We start from the raw sequence: 15,347 nt of genomic DNA on the forward strand, positions 1-15,347 counted from the left end.
CCGCTATCGCCGGCGAGCCGGCTCCTACAGGGTTTTGTGTCGTGCACAAATATCGCTGGCGACGCGAAACCTGTAGGAGCGGGCTTGCCCGCGAAGGGGCCGGTACATCCAGCATTGATGTCGGCTGTCACGCCGCTATCGCCAGCAAGCCGGCTCCTACAGGATTTTGTGTCGTGCACGGAAATCACTGGCGACACGAAACCTGTAGGAGCGTGGCTTGCCCGCGAAGAGGCTGGTACATCCAGCATTGATGTCGGCTGTCACGCCGCCATCGCCGGCAAGCCGGCTCCTACAGGGGATGGTGGTGATTTAGAGATTTTGGCCCAGCGGACCACCGCACGCTTTTGCCCATGAACAGGAGGTCAACCCATGAGCGTGCATGAACTCAAACGTCCGCCCTTTGCGGACACCGCCGAGTGGCGGGTCGAGCTGCCCACGGCGCTGGAGCAATTGCGTCACTGGGCGCAGGTCAGTCCGTTGCAGCCGGCGCTGCGGCACAAGCGCCATGGCCAGTGGTTTGTCTGGCGCTGGATCGATGCACTGCGCGATGTCGAACGCTTGGCCGACGGCTTGCGCCAACAAGGTTTTACCGAAGATTCGCGGTTGGTCCTCAGCGGCGCGTTCGAACCGAATCTGTTGCTGCTGGCCCTGGCCGCACAACACATCGGCGGGCAGTTGCTGACCCTGCCGGACAACCTCGACCCCGAGTCCCTGCACAAAACCCTCTGGCGCAGCGGGCCCACCCACGCCTTCGTTCAAGGCCGGCAGACCCGGCAACTGTGGCTCAATCAGGGCCAAACGCTGCTCAACTTCAACGACCTGCTTGGCCCGGTCGACACTCCGCAGCGCCTCAACCGTTGGCGCCAGAACGCGCAACTGTGGAGCGAAGAGGGCACGCAATGGCAAGCCGGCCTGACGGTGTTGCTTGAGCAATGGCTGAACAGCGGCCACTCCCTGGCTTTCCCGGAAAGCCCCGGCAGTGCCAGTCGCGACCGTCGTGAGGTGGCGCCTTCGGGGCTGTTGTTGTCGGCCGAACGCCTGCAACTGCTGGCCGAGGAAATCGACAGTCGCCTCGCCGCGCAAGGCACCTGGCGTCGACGACTTTGCGAGTGGGCCATCGCTCACCCGGAAAAAGGCCTGCAACGCCTGATCAAGAACCGCGTTCGGCGACTGCTCGGTTTTCACAACCTGCATTACATCTGGCAAGCCACGCGCACGCCTGAGGTGAAAGCCGCGCCAACCTGGCTCACTGAATTCAAACAGGACATCGCATGACTTCGACCGATTCCATCCTGCAAGTCAGCGGCATTTCCCTGTCCTTCAAAGGCGTGAAAGCGATCAACGAGCTGTCCTTCGACGTGCGTCGGGGCGAGATCTGCGCGCTGATCGGCCCCAACGGCGCGGGCAAGAGTTCGCTGCTCAACGTGCTGAACGGCGTGTACCGCTTCGACGCCGGTTCGATTGTCTTTGAGCAACAGCCGTTCAAACGCATCGACCCGTTGACCGCTGCGCGCCGAGGCATTGGCCGCACGTTTCAGAACAACGCGTTGTTCAAGAAAATGAGCGTGATCGACAACATCCTCACCGGCCTGTCGCGGCACTTGCGCAGCAGCTTCATCGAACAGGCACTCAACCTGCCGCGAGCACGCCGCGAGGCCGAAGCCTTCCGCCAGCAAGCCCAGGGCATTCTCGAATTCCTTGAGCTGCAGGCGCATCGCGATGTGCCGGTGGGCAATCTGTCCTACGGCCTGCAAAAACGCGTAGAGCTCGGCCGCGCCTTGATCGCCGGCCCGCGCCTGTTGCTGCTGGATGAGCCGATGGCCGGAATGAACGCCGAAGAGAAACAGGAAATGGCCCGTTTCATCGCCGACATCAACCGCGACCTTGGCACCACGGTGGTGTTGATCGAGCACGACATGAGCGTGGTCATGGGCCTGTCCGACCACGTCGTGGTCCTTGATTACGGGCGCAAAGTCGGCGACGGCACGCCGGCCGAAGTGCAGGCCGATCCCGAAGTGATCGCGGCGTATCTGGGAGTGGTGCACTGATGACGTTCTTCTTCGAAACCCTGCTCGGCGGCTTGCTCGCCGGGACCATGTATTCGCTGGTCGCCATCGGCTTCGTGCTGATCTACAAGGCCAGCGGCGTGTTCAATTTTGCCCAGGGCGCGATGCTGTTGTTCGCCGCGCTGACCTTCGTCAGCTTGCACGATCAGGGCGTGCCGTTTGCCCTGGCGCTGTTGCTGACCGTGGTGGTGATGATCATCGGCGCGTTGCTGATCGAACGGCTGGTGCTGCGGCCACTGGTCAATCGCTCGCAGATCACCTTGTTCATGGCCACGCTTGGGCTGTCCTTCATCATCGAAGGCCTGGCACAAGGCTTGATGGGCTCGCAAGTGCGGGCGCTGGACTTAGGGATAGACGACGTGCCGGTGTTCATCGGCGGGATGATGGTCAGCCAGTTCGACCTGATCGCCGCGGCGGCGGCCATTGTGCTGGTGACGGTGCTGGCGTTGCTGTTCAACAAGACCCGCATCGGCGTGTCGTTGCGGGCGGTGGCGGATGACACCACCGCCGCGTTGTCGATTGGCATCAACCTCAACCGGATCTGGCAGATCGTCTGGGCCGTCGCGGGCATTGTCGGATTAGTCGCGGGTTTGCTCTGGGGCGCACGCCAAGGCGTGCAGTTTTCCTTGTCGCTGGTGGTGCTCAAGGCTCTGCCGGTGCTGATCATCGGTGGCTTCACTTCGATTGGCGGGGCCATCGTCGGTGGGCTGATTGTCGGCGCGGCGGAGAACCTCGCCGAGGTCTACGTCGGTCCGCTGATCGGCGGCGGCATCACCCCGTGGTTCGCCTATGTCCTGGCCTTGGCCTTCCTGTACATCCGTCCCGCCGGCCTGTTCGGCGAGCGCGCCATCGAGCGAGTCTGAACCCATGACCATTTCCCTTGCCCGCGAAACCGCGCCGTCGGTGTTGATCCAGCGTCGTATCCCGTTTGGACTGCTTGGCCTGTTATTGATCGCCTTCGTGGTCGTGCCGCTGACCGGCAACGACTATTGGTTGAACGCAATCCTGATCCCGTTTCTGGTGCTGTCCCTGGCCGGCCTCGGCCTGAATCTGCTCACCGGATACACCGGCCAGACCTCGGTCGGCGCCGCCGGGTTCATGGCGGTCGGGGCGTTTGCCACGTATGGGTTTTTGCTGCGTTTGCCTGAACTGGGCTTGCCCGTCGCGTTGCTCGGCGGCGGGTTGATCAGCGCGGTGGTGGGTTTTGTTTTCGGCCTGCCGAGTTCGCGGATCAAAGGCTTTTACCTGATGGTCACCACGCTGGCGGCGCAGTTTTTCCTGGAGTGGCTGTTCGTCAAATTCCCCTGGTTCTACAACTACGGATCGTCCGGGACCATTTCCGCACCGAAACTGGCGCTGTTCGGGCACGACCTGAACACTCCGCTCGGTCGCTATCTGCTGACCCTGACCACCGTATTGTTGCTGACCTGGGTGGCGGTGAACCTGGTGAAAAGCCAGATCGGCCGCAACTGGATGGCGATCCGCGACATGGACACCGCCGCAGCGGTAATCGGCATTCCGGTGGTGCGCTACAAACACCTGGCGTTCGCCGTCAGTTCGTTCTACCTCGGCATCGCCGGCGCGTTGTGGGCCTTCGCCTACCTGGGCACCGCCAGCGCCAGCAGTTTCGATATCAACCGGTCGTTCCAGATCCTGTTCATCATCATTATCGGCGGCATGGGCAGCATCGCCGGCAACTTCGTCGGCGCGGCGTTCATCAGCCTGTTGCCGATCCTGCTCAGCCACGCCGGGCAAGCTTTGTTCGGTGGTTCGGTGGACGCCGGGCAGTTGCAGAACCTGCAAAAAATCATCTTCGGCGTGCTGATCATCCTGTTCCTGATCAAGGAACCGGAAGGCCTGATCCGCCTGCTGGGCAACCTTCGTGAACGGCTGAGTCACTGGCCGCTGCGCTTCTGAATCCTTTCCATTATTAGATAGAGAGACAACATGCGTGCATCCTTGAAACGTTCGTTGGTCGGCGCCGCTTTGACGCTGGCCGTTTTCAGCAGTGCAGTGCCGGTGGTCCAGGCCTCGGCGGACCAGCAATTCTTCCCGTTGGCCACCTATCGCGTCGGCGCCTACGCCTCCAGCGGCGTGCAGGTGTGGGCCGGGATGCTCGATTACCTGAACTACATCAACGATGTGGAAGGCGGAATCAACGGCGTCAAATTGGTATGGCAGGAATGCGAAACCGAGTGGACGGCGGAGAAGGGCATCGAGTGCTATGAGCGCTTCAAGAAAGGCCTGGATGGCGCGCCGGTGGCGATCTATTCACCCAACGGCGCGCCGGCGGCCTATGCGCTGAGCGAGCGCGCGGAAGTCGACAAGATCCCGCTGATTACCCTCGGCTACGGGCGTACCGAAGCCACCGATGGCACGGTGTTCCCGTACAACTTCCCGGTGATGCTGACCTTCTACAGCGAGGCATCGAGCCTGATCAATTACATCGCTCAGCGCGAGGGCGGTTTCGACAAACTCAAGGGCAAGAAGATTGCCACGGTCTATCACGACTCCGCGTATGGCCGGGAAACCCTCGGCCCGTTGAAGCTGTTGGCGGAGAAATACGGCTTCGAGAACATCCAGATTCCGGTGGCCGATCCGGGTAACGAGCAATCGGCGCAATGGCGGCAGATTCGCCAGGTCAACCCGGACTGGGTGTTCCTGCGCACCTGGGGCGTGTCGACGCCGGTCGCCGTGAAAACCGCCGCGCGTTTCGGCTTCCCGGTGGACCACATCGTCGGCGACATCTGGGCCAGTTCCAGCGAAGACGTGTTGCCCGCAGGCGCCGCCGCGAAGGGTTATCTGGCGCTGACGCCATACCCCGCAGGCGCTGATTTCGAGATTCACAAACGCCTCAAGCAATTCATCCTCGACAAGGGCAAGAGCGACCTCAAGGACCTGAAAAATTTCGGCAGCGTCTACTACAACTCCGGGCTGGTGAATGCCGCTGTCATGGTGGAAGCGATCCGCTCGGCCCAAGGCAAATTCGGCAAGCGTCCGTTGAACGGCGAAGAAGGTCGCTGGGGGCTGGAACACCTGAACATCGACGATGCGCGGCTCAAGGACATGGGTTATTTCGGCCTGATGCAAAACCTCAAATTGTCCTGCAAGGATCACGAAGGTGGCGGTTCGGCGCGGGTTCAGCAGTGGGACGGCGCGAACTGGACGCTGATCAGCGACTGGATCGCTGCCGACCGCGCCTTGTTGCGGCCGTTGATCGATGAAAAATCCGCCGCGTTCGCCAAGGAAAAAGGCCTGACGCCACGCACCTGCACCGGGGATGAATAAACCATGAGCCAAGCCGCCAGCGACACTGCCGCCAATGACCTGTTGCGAGTCAATGACATCGAGGTGATCTACGACGGGGCGATCCTGGCCGTGGCCGGGTTTTCGCTGACGGTGCCCAAGAGCGGCATCGTCGCGTTGCTGGGTGCCAACGGCGCGGGAAAAAGCACCACGCTGAAGGCGATTTCCGGGCTGGTGCGGGCCGAGCGGGCGCAAGTCAGTCGCGGCACGATCGAGTTTCTCGGCCACGATACGGCGGGTGTCGATCCCAGTCTGCGGGTGCGCCAAGGGATGGTGCACGTGCTGGAAGGTCGCCACGTGTTCCCGCAGTTGACGGTCGAAGACAACCTGCGCAGTGGCGGCTTCGTGCGCGGCTTGAACCGCCAGGACCTGGCCCGGGACCTGGAGCGGATTTACGCCTGGTTCCCGCGCCTGAAAACCAAGCGCAAGACCCAGGCCGGGCTAACGTCCGGTGGCGAGCAGCAGATGGTCGCCATCGGTCGGGCGTTGATGACGCGTCCTACTTTGGTACTGCTTGATGAACCTTCCATGGGTTTGGCGCCTATTATCGTCCAGGAGATTTTCGAGATCGTCGCCCAGCTCAATCGCGACGAGCAGGTGAGCTTTCTGATTGCCGAGCAAAACATTAATGTGGCGCTCAAGTACGCTTCACAGGCCTATGTCCTCGACACCGGCCGGGTGGTGTTGTCCGGCAGCAGCGAGGCGCTGTTGGCGCGGGGCGATCTGCATGACTTTTATTTAGGTAAACACTGAGCAGTGAGAACGCCATGACTGAAACCCAACGCGGACAGGCGACCGACGCCATCCGCCACGCGGACATCCTGATCGTCGGCGGTGGCCTCAGCGGCGCGATGCTGGCGGCGCAGTTGTTGCGCCTGCCCGGTAAACGCTCGTTGCTGGTGATCGAGCCCCGGGCAGAACTTGGACGGGGCGAGGCCTACAGCGCGGTCGAGTTGGGCCATACGCTCAACGGCAACGCGGCGCGCATGAGCGTCGACCCGGACAACGCCGACGACCTGACGCAATGGCTGACCGAGTACATCGCCAGCGGTGGCTGGCCGGAGTCCGATGAGCAGCATGTGCCGGTCAGCGAACTGTTTCCGCCCCGGGGGATTTTCGGGTTGTACGTGCAGCAACGGTTGGCCGAAGCGCAAGCGCTGGGGGCGTTGAATGGCTCGACGGTCGAGCATGTGCGGGCCGAGGTGGTGGACTTGCAGACGCTGGATGATTCGGTGCGGCTGAGCTTGAGTGACGGCCAGCGGTTGCAGGGCGCTTATGCGGTGCTGGCGACCGGGATGTTTCCGGCTGCGCGCACGCCACAGACCGAGTCCAGTGGCTTGAACGCTGCGGCGCTTGATCCCTGGGATGTTGCCGCGATGCGTGAGCTGGATCCGCAATCGACAGTGTTGATCATCGGTTCGGGCCTGACCATGGTCGATGCCGTGGTGTCGCTGGAACAGGCCGGGCATCGCGGGCCGATCGAAGTGTTTTCCCGGCATGGCTTGCTGCCGCACGTGCGTCGACAACCACCGGCGTGGGTGGATTTTCTTGCCGAGGATCACAGCATTCGTACGCCGCGACAGTTGGTGCGAGAACTGCGTCGGCATTGCCGGGATGCCATTGAGCAGGGTGTTGACTGGCAGGCGCCGCTGGATACGGTGCGGGCGCATATCGGTCGGTTGTGGAGTCAGGCGACGGATGGGCAGCGTCGGCAGTTTGTGCGGCATGTGCGGCCGTGGTGGGAAAGTCATCATCACCGGTCGCCGCCGTTGAGTGCGCAGTTGGTGGCGCGATTGCATGGGGAAGGGCGGTTGCGGATTCAGGCGGCTTCGTTCAAAGGGCTGGAGCCGGCTTCGGGTGGTGTGAGTATCCGTATTCGTCGACGTGGCGAAGGGCATACGGTTGTCGTCAGTGGCGCGGCGCTGATCAATTCCAGTGGCATCGAGTACGACTGGCGACGGGTGGCGCGACCGTTGCCACAGCAGCTGTTGGCCCATGGGTTGGTGCGGCCGGGGCCGTTGGCGCTGGGGATTGCGGCGGCGGTTGATGGCGCGGTGCTGGGTGGTGATGGGCAGGTTGCGAGGCGGCTGTTTGCCATGGGGCCGCCGTTGCGGGGGATGTGGTGGGAGAGTACGGCGGTGACTGACGTGGCTAGTCAGGCCAAGGCTTTGGCTTTGCGCTTGGTTGGGGGTTAGGTTGGGGGTATATCCGTTTTTTTTGTGATGGCTGGTATTGGTTTCGCCCTTACGGCGAGTCACTTTGGAAAAGCCCCAAAGTAACCAAAGGGCTCTTGCCCCTTTCGTTCGGTGGCTCGCTAATGCTCGCCATGCCCTCGCTCCGGTCCTGCTCCGTGGGCCCGCCGCCATCGGCCATCCCTGGCCGGGGGCGGCTAACCCGGCATCCATGCCGGGTTGCCCACTGCGCAGAACCTCCACTCAGCCTCTCGAGGGGGCGTGTACCGCAAAAGCCAGATCAAAAGCGGAAGGCGAGCTAACGCTCGGCCTGATGAGTGGTGAAAATCAAAAGCAAACGCGATTCCCTGTAGGAGCCGGCTTGCTGCGGGCGGCTCCTACAGGGGAATGCGTAAGTGTCCGAAATTAGTGAGCCACCACAAGATCAAATGCGAAAGCCAAAGCCAAAGCCAAAGCCAAAGCCAAAGCCAAAACGAGGCGGCTTGCCAACCGACCTGTCTCATTGATCGTACGCATTCCCCTGTAGGAGCCAGCTTGCTGGCGATGGACGCCAACGATAACGCGGGCAATCTGAATGAACGCGTCGCCCACACGATTTTCGCCGGCAAGCCGGCTCCTACAGGGAACCCCATACGCTTTTGATTTTCACCACTCATCAGGCCGAGCGTTAGCTCGCCTTCCGCTTTTGATCTGAGCGCCCCCTCGAGAGGCCGAGCGCAGGTTCTGCGTAGTGGGCAACCCGGCATGGATGCCGGGTTAGCCGCCCCCGGCCAGGGATGGCCGATGGCGGCGGGCCCACGGAGCAGGACCGGAGCGAGGGCATGCCGAGCCATGGCGAGGCACCGAACGAAAGGGGCAAGAGCCCTTGGTTACTTGGGGCTCTTCCAAGTGACTCGCCGTAAGGGCGAAACCAATATCAGCCATCACAAAAAAAACGGATATGCCCCCAAACAAAGAAACCCCGAAAAGATCAAATCCTCTCGGGGTTTCCTATTCAAAGCCGCACAAACCAGCCAATCAATAACGCTGATACTTGGACCCAAACTCAGGACGGTTTTCAGCGACATACAACGTACTCGCTTGGCTGTCTTTACGATCAACACCAACCGTATTCACATTCAACGTAGCCGGCTGACTGACCTTCGCCGCCGCCACCACTGGCAACGTAGCATGCGGGGCAGCGATGGCCGATGTAGCGCCAAGAACCGAAAGGACGAAACCAAGACCAATAATGCTTTTCATGATGTTGCTCCAGAACTGTGGGAAGAAGATGGGCCCACAGTAGTCCTGGAGCAACACGATGAAAAAACACCCTGACGCATAGTCTTTATCGAGAACGTTGATCCACGCCGTCAGCGTGGTGTGCGGTCTGCCAGCCAGCGCTGCTTGAGCTGTTCCAGGCGCCCGTCCTGGCGCATCGTGTTCAGCGCCTGTTGCCAGCGCGCAATCTGACGCGGGTCGGTCAACGGCGAAAAAGCGATATACGTGGCTTCCTTCATCAGCGGTATCTGGTAGTGCAACTGCTCGGGTGGCACTCCTTCTTCACGGGCCATGGTGGCGACGGAAAGGGTATCGGCCACCACGAACTCCGCGCGACCCAGGCGGGCCAGACGCATCATTTGTTCGGGGGTTTCCACGCCGTACAGATTGTTCACATCCTGCTTCTGCAAGTAGCTGTAGACCAGCCATTTTCGCGGAACGGCAATGCGGCCCTGATGACCGGCCTCCAGCAGACTGCGCACCGGCTGCCGGGTGCTTTCAGTGGAATACAGAGCGGTTTCCACCTCCATCAGCGGACCGACCCACTGATACTGGCCATCACGCTCGGCAGTGCGCAACACGGTGAACACCCCCGTGGCGGGCTCGGTGCTGGCCACGTGCAAGGCGCGCAGTAGCGGGACTTGCTGAAAGTGCACCTGGTCGCCAGCCATGTCGGCCAGTGCCTGCACCACGTCCACGCCAAACCCCACCAGCTGATTACCCTGCTGGAAATGCAGGGGCGGGTGGTTGTCAGTCAGCATGTTCAGGTCTGCCGCGACCGCAGTGAACGTCAAAAGAGACAGCAGGCAAACGGCGATGCGCTTCATGAATCGTCCTTGATCGAATGTGGCGCAAAGCTTAGTACGAGCGTGCAGTCACTGTCCCGCGCAATTGAGCGGGCTTTTGCGTCAGACCTGAGGATTTATGGGTATCACTCACCCCTGTGTGAGCGAGACCGTGATCAATACCGCTGATATTTCGAACCGAACTCTGCGCGGTTTTCCGCCACGATCACACCGCCGCGTACAGCGTTGTCCGGGCTGATCAGGGCGACACGTTCACGCAGTTCCTGCAGGCGATCGGCACCGCCTTCAGCGACACGTTCACGCAGCTCTTGCAGGCGATCGGCACCGCCTTCAGCCACACGTTCGCGCAGTTCTTGCAAACGATCGGCGCCACCTTCAGCCACGCGGTTCTGTTGCAGCCGGTCGGAGCCACCTTCCACCAGCAGTTGCTGGATCTGGCCGTGGGACACCGCGCTCACGGTGCTGGCCGACGCCAGATTTGACAGGCCGAGACCACCGACCAGTGCCAGACCGAGTGCCAGGGAAGAAACTTTCGAGAAATTGATCATGGTGATTCTCCGTGCGTTTAGTTTGAGTGGGTCGGTAGCTGCTGCTATCCGGTGATCACAGTTAAACGCCCGGGTGTATCGGTGATGTGTGCTCGAACCCGGCGAAATCGCTGTCTGCGTATCTGCAGCGGGTTCTTATACAGACGGATACAAAACCCTTCGGATGTGAAGGGCGGTCGTGTTCAGCGCCAGGCACGCTTCATGATTCTGCGCCGAGCATTTCCACCGGGTAGGAGAATACATAGCCTTCGCTGCGCACGGTCTTGATGTAGGTCGACTCGCGCGAGTCATCCATCAAGCGTTGGCGCAAACGGCTCACCAGCAAATCGATTGAACGATCGAACAGGTCGGCATCGCGTCCCTGGGTCAGGTTGAGCAACTGGTCGCGGCTGAGTACCCGTTGCGGGTGATCGAGGAATACGCGCAACAAGCGGTACTCGGCACCACTGAGGGCGACCATCGTGTTGTCTTCGTCGAGTAGATGGCGGGCAGTCGTGTCGAGGCGCCAGCGGCCGAAACCCAACAGTCGGCCACTTTCGGTGATCAGCAGGTTGGGCGGCAGCATTCGCGTACGGCGCAATACGGCGTTGATCCGCGCCAGCAACTCGCGGGCCGCGAAGGGTTTGGTCAGGTAGTCGTCGGCGCCCATTTCCAGGCCGAGGATGCGATCGGTTTCGTCGTTGCGTGCGGTGAGCATCAGGATCGGCGTCGCTTTATGTTTACCCGAGCGCAACTCGCGGCACAGCACCAGGCCGTCATCGCCGGGCATCATGATGTCCAGCACGATCAGGTCCACCTGATTGGCTTCCAGAAAGCTGCGCATCTGCCGGCCGTCGGCAACCACCGTGGTGCGCAGGCCGTTCTTCTTCAGGTAATTGCCGACCAGCTCGCGAATCTCCCGGTCGTCGTCGACGATCAGGATGTGGTTTACATGTTCCATTGCTCAACCCTCTTGTTATTCGCACGTTGCGCATTCTAGGCAGCCACGGTGCACCTGCCCACAGGCTTTGTATCACAGTGTATCCGCTGCCCTGTTTGACACCTTACGCCTTAATTCCGCGGGTTCTAAGACACATGGCAGATACCTCGGGTCGATTAAATGGGCTCCATCGAGACAACACGGTTTGCCTCGCAACCATTGCCCATTGCAACCCTGAGGAATTCATCATGAACTGGAACAAACTGATTGCCGCCAGCTTCTTCGCAGTCCTGAACGTTGCCGCATTTTCGGCCCATGCCGATGTTCAAGCCCCGGCGCAAACCACGGCGTACGGCACGCACCTGGATATCAAGAAGGTTGTTTCCATCGTCGACAACGGCGGCGGCACCTGCGGCATTGTCGATGCCCGCCTGACCTACCTCGATTCCAATGGCGCACAGAAAGTCGCCGGGTACAGCAAATTCGCAGACTGCGCGAATCAGGGCGGCTGATCTTTCCACTACGCTCATCGCTGTCGATGTCGAGCAACGCACCGTCTGCTCAGCGCCCCGCGATGGCTGATTCATGTCGTCCAAACACCCGATCAATGACTTGCAGGGATATCACCATGAAGATCAATGTGTTGAGCAGTACTTCCGCCTCGCGTCGTCGCCGTCTCCTTGGCCCCTCGGTCCTCGCGTTCGCGCTGATGCAGTTCGGTGCTCTCGGGGTTGCCAGTGCGCAAGCCGCGACTGCCGAGCCCGTGGTGGCGAGTGCTGCGACCCTCAAGGCGGACACGTTCGGCCCGCTCAAGCATGTCAATGCCGGATTGCTGAGTGTGGCGTACGCCGAAGTCGGCCCCGCCGATGGGCCGGTGGTGATTCTTCTGCACGGCTGGCCGTACGACATTCACAGCTATAGCGAAGTGGCGCCGTTGTTGGCGGCCAAGGGTTACCGGGTGTTGATCCCGTACGCACGGGGCTACGGTGACACGCATTTCCTGTCCGACAAGACTGTTCGCAACGGCCAGCCTGCGGCGTTGGCCAGTGATGTCATCGACTTCATGGATGCACTGAAGATCAAGAAAGCGGTGCTGGGTGGCTACGACTGGGGCGCGCGCTCGGCGGACATCGTTGCCGCACTTTGGCCGGAGCGGGTCGAGGCGCTGGTCGCCGTCAGCGGTTATCTGATCGGCAATCAGGCCGCAGGCAAGAACCCGCTGCCGCCCAAGGCCGAGTTGCAATGGTGGTACCAGTTCTATTTCGCAACCGAGCGCGGCCAGGCCGGCTACGAAAAAAATCGTCACGACTTCGCCAAGTTGATCTGGGAGCTGGCATCGCCAAAATGGCGCTTCGACGACGCAACGTTCGACCGCAGCGCGGCGGCCCTGGACAACCCGGATCACGTCGCTATCACGATTTTCAACTATCGCTGGCGGTTGGGCATGGTGCAGGGCGAACCCCAGTATGAAGCGCTGGAACAGCAACTGACCAAGGCCCCGGTGATTACGGTGCCGACCATCACCATGGAAGGCGATGCCAACGGCGCGCCGCATCCGGCCGCCGAGGATTACGCCAAGCGCTTTACTGGCAAATACGAATACCGCCTCATCAGCGGCGGCATCGGCCACAACTTGCCGCAGGAAGATCCGCAAGCCTTTGCCAAGGCTGTGATCGACGCGGACAACCTGTAAAACGGAACCGGCTTGATGCGCAGCGCAAGGCTTTAGGGCCCCATCGCCAGCAAGCCGGCTCCTACAGGAATTGTGGGTGTCGGTAGATTTTCATACGACACCAAACTGTAGGAGCCGGCTTGCCGGCGATGGCGGCCGGATGAACGATGCACGGTTCGAGGGCCTCATCGCCAGCAAGCTGGCTCCTACAGGAATCGTGGGTGTCGGTAGTTTTTCACACGACACCAAACTGTAGGAGCCGGCTTGCCGGCGATGGCGCCCGGATGAACGATGCACGGTTCGAGGGCCTCATCGCCAGCAAGCTGGCTCCTACAGGAGTTGTGGGTGTCGGTAGTTTTTCACACGACACCCAACTGTAGGAGCCGGCTTGCCGGCGATGGGGCCCGAATGAACGATGCAAGGTTCGAAGGCCTCATCGCCAGCAAGCTGGCTCCTACAGGAATCGTGGGTGTCGGTAGTTTTTCACACGACACCAAACTGTAGGAGCCGGCTTGCCGGCGATGGCGGCCGGATGAACGATGCACGGTTCGAGGGCCTCATCGCCAGCAAGCTGGCTCCTACAGGAATCGTGGGTGTCGGTAGTTTTTCACACGACACCAAACTGTAGGAGCCGGCTTGCCGGCGATGGCGGCCGGATGAACGATGCACGGTTCGAGGGCCTCATCGCCAGCAAGCTGGCTCCTACAGGAGTTGTGGGTGTCGGTAGTTTTTCACACGACACCCAACTGTAGGAGCCGGCTTGCCGGCGATGGGGCCCGAATGAACGATGCAAGGTTCGAAGGCCTCATCGCCAGCAAGCTGGCTCCTACAGGAATCGTGGGTGTCGGTAGTTTTTCACACGACACCAAACTGTAGGAGCCGGCTTGCCGGCGATGGCGGCCGGATGAACGATGCACGGTTCGAGGGCCTCATCGCCAGCAAGCTGGCTCCTACAGGAATGGTGGGTGTCGGTAGTCTTTCACACGACGCGGAACTGTAGGAGCCGGCTTGCCGGCGATGGCGCCCGGATGAGCGATGCACGGCTCGAGGGCCTGATCGCCAGCAAGCTGGCTCCTACAGGGTTTGGTTATGCCACCACGCGATAACACGGCACGTACGCCGCGCCGCCCGGCAGTTTCATCCGGTGCTGGGCCACGAAAGCCTTGAGCAACTGATCCAGCGGCTGCATCACCGCCGCATCGCCACGGATCTGGTACGGCCCGTGTTCTTCGATCAGGCGGATACCCTTGTCCTTGACGTTGCCGGCGACGATGCCGGAGAACGCGCGACGCAGGTTGGCGGCCAGTTCGTGGGCCGGCAGGCTGCGGCTCAGTTTCAGGTTGGCCATGTTTTCGTGGGTCGGGTCGAACGGGCGCTGGAAGCCCTCGTCGATCTTCAGCAGCCAGTTGAAATGGAACGCGTCGTTGCGCTCGCGGCGGAACTGTTTCACCGCTTTGAGGCCAGCAGTCATCTGCCGCGCGACTTCAGCCGGGTCGTCGATGATGATCTCGTAATGCTGCTTCGCCGCGTCACCCAGGGTGGCGCCGACGAACGCGTCCAGTTGTTCCAGATACGGCGCCGCGTGTTTCGGCCCGGTGAGGATGACCGGGAAGGGCAGGCCCTTGTTGTCCGGGTGCATCAGGATGCCGAGCAGGTACAGGAACTCTTCAGCCGTGCCCGCGCCGCCGGGGAAAATGATGATGCCATGGCCGACACGCACGAACGCTTCCAGGCGTTTCTCGATGTCCGGCAGAATCACCAGCTCATTGACGATCGGGTTCGGCGCTTCGGCAGCGATGATGCCGGGCTCGGTCAAGCCGAGGTAACGGCCACCGTGAATGCGTTGTTTGGCATGGGCGATGGTCGCGCCTTTCATCGGGCCTTTCATCACGCCGGGGCCGCAACCGGTGCAGATGTCGAGGCTGCGCAGGCCCAGTTCGTGGCCGACTTTCTTGGTGTATTTGTATTCTTCGGTGTTGATCGAGTGGCCACCCCAGCACACTACGATCTTCGGCTCGACGCCGGGGCGCAGGGTGCGGGCGTTGCGCAGCAGATGGAACACGTAGTCGCTGATGCCCTGGGAATTACTCAGGTCGATGCGCTGGCTGTCGAGTTCGTTTTCGGTGTAGACGATGTCGCGCAGGGCGCTGAACAGCATTTCCCGGGTACTGGCGATCATTTCGCCATCGACGAATGCGTCGGCCGGGGCGTTCAACAGTTCAAGGCGTACACCGCGGTCTTGTTGGTGAATGCGGATTTCGAAGTCCTTGTAGGCTTCGAGGATGGTCTTGGCGTTATCGACATGGGCGCCGGTATTCAGAATGGCCAGGGCGCACTGGCGGAAGAGGGTATAGGTGCTGCCGGATCCGGCTTCGCTCAGTTGCTGTACTTCACGTTGAGAGAGGGTTTCCAGGCTGCCTTTGGGGCTGACCGAAGCGTTGATTACTTGTCGTTGGGACATTCAATGATCCTTAAAACGATGTCACCCGCCGAGGACGCATGACATCCGAATAGTATGTATCCACGAAAGAAGATGGCACGAACTGCGCAGTATCGCCATGTTCCCCTTTGACGATGA

Annotated in this window: 14 protein-coding genes; 9 read left to right on the forward strand and 5 right to left on the reverse strand. The window is 61.1% G+C overall.

Going from position 1 to position 15,347, the window contains the following annotated elements; genetic code table 11:
* Nucleotides 1–369 precede the first annotated feature (369 nt).
* Genes KGA97_RS02965 through KGA97_RS02995 form a run of 7 tightly spaced genes read left to right on the forward strand, consistent with a single transcriptional unit; the run spans nt 370 to nt 7,567 of the window.
* Nucleotides 370–1,275, forward strand: a complete 906-nt coding sequence (locus KGA97_RS02965; RefSeq protein ID WP_223480190.1) for an AMP-binding protein — start codon at nt 370–372, stop codon at nt 1,273–1,275.
* Nucleotides 1,272–2,048 carry an ABC transporter ATP-binding protein gene (locus KGA97_RS02970; RefSeq protein ID WP_192417544.1) on the forward strand — a complete coding sequence of 259 codons (777 nt, stop codon included), beginning with the start codon at nt 1,272–1,274 and terminating at the stop codon, nt 2,046–2,048. The genes KGA97_RS02965 and KGA97_RS02970 overlap by 4 nt, the downstream gene beginning before the upstream one ends.
* Complete coding sequence (locus KGA97_RS02975) at nt 2,048–2,929, forward strand: branched-chain amino acid ABC transporter permease (protein WP_008043195.1); 882 nt, start codon at nt 2,048–2,050, stop codon at nt 2,927–2,929. Before KGA97_RS02970 ends, KGA97_RS02975 begins: the two co-directional genes overlap by 1 nt.
* 4 nt (nt 2,930–2,933) lie before the next feature.
* A complete protein-coding gene (locus KGA97_RS02980) occupies nt 2,934–3,983 on the forward strand; it encodes a branched-chain amino acid ABC transporter permease (RefSeq protein WP_192496354.1) in 1,050 nt (349 codons plus the stop codon).
* Between the two features lie 30 nt (nt 3,984–4,013).
* Nucleotides 4,014–5,354, forward strand: a complete 1,341-nt coding sequence (locus KGA97_RS02985) for an ABC transporter substrate-binding protein (protein WP_223480191.1) — start codon at nt 4,014–4,016, stop codon at nt 5,352–5,354.
* Between the two features lie 3 nt (nt 5,355–5,357).
* Nucleotides 5,358–6,125, forward strand: a complete 768-nt coding sequence (locus KGA97_RS02990) for an ABC transporter ATP-binding protein (RefSeq protein ID WP_223480192.1) — start codon at nt 5,358–5,360, stop codon at nt 6,123–6,125.
* Nucleotides 6,126–6,139: 14 nt separating this feature from the next.
* Nucleotides 6,140–7,567 (forward strand): FAD/NAD(P)-binding protein, encoded by a 1,428-nt coding sequence (locus tag KGA97_RS02995; protein ID WP_223480193.1) that lies wholly within the window; start codon nt 6,140–6,142, stop codon nt 7,565–7,567.
* 1,014 nt (nt 7,568–8,581) lie between these two features.
* Here the strand turns inward: KGA97_RS02995 and KGA97_RS03000 are convergent.
* The 4 genes from KGA97_RS03000 to KGA97_RS03015 all read right to left on the reverse strand — a co-directional run bounded on the left by KGA97_RS03000 (nt 8,582) and on the right by KGA97_RS03015 (nt 11,118).
* The gene (locus tag KGA97_RS03000; protein WP_032832783.1) at nt 8,582–8,806 is read right to left on the reverse strand and encodes a hypothetical protein; all 225 of its coding nucleotides are present in this window, start codon (nt 8,804–8,806) and stop codon (nt 8,582–8,584) included.
* A gap of 110 nt (nt 8,807–8,916) precedes the next feature.
* Complete coding sequence (locus KGA97_RS03005) at nt 8,917–9,651, reverse strand: substrate-binding periplasmic protein (RefSeq protein ID WP_008043213.1); 735 nt, start codon at nt 9,649–9,651, stop codon at nt 8,917–8,919.
* Between the two features lie 134 nt (nt 9,652–9,785).
* Nucleotides 9,786–10,178 carry a hypothetical protein gene (locus KGA97_RS03010; RefSeq protein WP_008043215.1) on the reverse strand — a complete coding sequence of 131 codons (393 nt, stop codon included), beginning with the start codon at nt 10,176–10,178 and terminating at the stop codon, nt 9,786–9,788.
* Between the two features lie 199 nt (nt 10,179–10,377).
* Nucleotides 10,378–11,118: a response regulator gene (locus KGA97_RS03015; protein WP_008033593.1), complete on the reverse strand. Its 741-nt coding sequence runs from the start codon at nt 11,116–11,118 to the stop codon at nt 10,378–10,380.
* Nucleotides 11,119–11,345: 227 nt separating this feature from the next.
* On the opposite strand from KGA97_RS03015, the gene KGA97_RS03020 reads away from it, so the two are divergent.
* Nucleotides 11,346–11,609, forward strand: coding sequence for a DUF2790 domain-containing protein (locus KGA97_RS03020; RefSeq protein WP_223436512.1), 264 nt, complete (start codon nt 11,346–11,348; stop codon nt 11,607–11,609).
* Between the two features lie 116 nt (nt 11,610–11,725).
* Entirely contained in the window at nt 11,726–12,790 is a 1,065-nt protein-coding gene (locus KGA97_RS03025) for an alpha/beta fold hydrolase (protein WP_223480194.1), read from the forward strand.
* A gap of 1,066 nt (nt 12,791–13,856) precedes the next feature.
* Here KGA97_RS03025 and ppnN read toward each other — a convergent pair.
* Nucleotides 13,857–15,230: a nucleotide 5'-monophosphate nucleosidase PpnN gene (ppnN, locus tag KGA97_RS03030; RefSeq protein ID WP_008034560.1), complete on the reverse strand. Its 1,374-nt coding sequence runs from the start codon at nt 15,228–15,230 to the stop codon at nt 13,857–13,859.
* Between the last annotated feature and the right edge of the window lie 117 nt (nt 15,231–15,347).

The organism is Pseudomonas sp. BF-B-15, from assembly GCF_019946675.1.
GTDB lineage: Bacteria > Pseudomonadota > Gammaproteobacteria > Pseudomonadales > Pseudomonadaceae > Aquipseudomonas > Aquipseudomonas migulae.

Coding starts and splice junctions, on each gene's coding strand:
- KGA97_RS03015 (WP_008033593.1), bottom strand. CDS start 11,118: ATGGAACATGTAAACCACATCCTGATCGTCGACGACGACCGGGAGATT.
- KGA97_RS02965 (WP_223480190.1), top strand. CDS start 370: ATGAGCGTGCATGAACTCAAACGTCCGCCCTTTGCGGACACCGCCGAG.
- KGA97_RS02990 (WP_223480192.1), top strand. CDS start 5,358: ATGAGCCAAGCCGCCAGCGACACTGCCGCCAATGACCTGTTGCGAGTC.
- KGA97_RS03000 (WP_032832783.1), bottom strand. CDS start 8,806: ATGAAAAGCATTATTGGTCTTGGTTTCGTCCTTTCGGTTCTTGGCGCT.
- KGA97_RS02985 (WP_223480191.1), top strand. CDS start 4,014: ATGCGTGCATCCTTGAAACGTTCGTTGGTCGGCGCCGCTTTGACGCTG.
- KGA97_RS02980 (WP_192496354.1), top strand. CDS start 2,934: ATGACCATTTCCCTTGCCCGCGAAACCGCGCCGTCGGTGTTGATCCAG.
- KGA97_RS03025 (WP_223480194.1), top strand. CDS start 11,726: ATGAAGATCAATGTGTTGAGCAGTACTTCCGCCTCGCGTCGTCGCCGT.
- KGA97_RS03020 (WP_223436512.1), top strand. CDS start 11,346: ATGAACTGGAACAAACTGATTGCCGCCAGCTTCTTCGCAGTCCTGAAC.
- KGA97_RS03010 (WP_008043215.1), bottom strand. CDS start 10,178: ATGATCAATTTCTCGAAAGTTTCTTCCCTGGCACTCGGTCTGGCACTG.
- KGA97_RS02970 (WP_192417544.1), top strand. CDS start 1,272: ATGACTTCGACCGATTCCATCCTGCAAGTCAGCGGCATTTCCCTGTCC.
- ppnN (WP_008034560.1), bottom strand. CDS start 15,230: ATGTCCCAACGACAAGTAATCAACGCTTCGGTCAGCCCCAAAGGCAGC.
- KGA97_RS03005 (WP_008043213.1), bottom strand. CDS start 9,651: ATGAAGCGCATCGCCGTTTGCCTGCTGTCTCTTTTGACGTTCACTGCG.
- KGA97_RS02975 (WP_008043195.1), top strand. CDS start 2,048: ATGACGTTCTTCTTCGAAACCCTGCTCGGCGGCTTGCTCGCCGGGACC.
- KGA97_RS02995 (WP_223480193.1), top strand. CDS start 6,140: ATGACTGAAACCCAACGCGGACAGGCGACCGACGCCATCCGCCACGCG.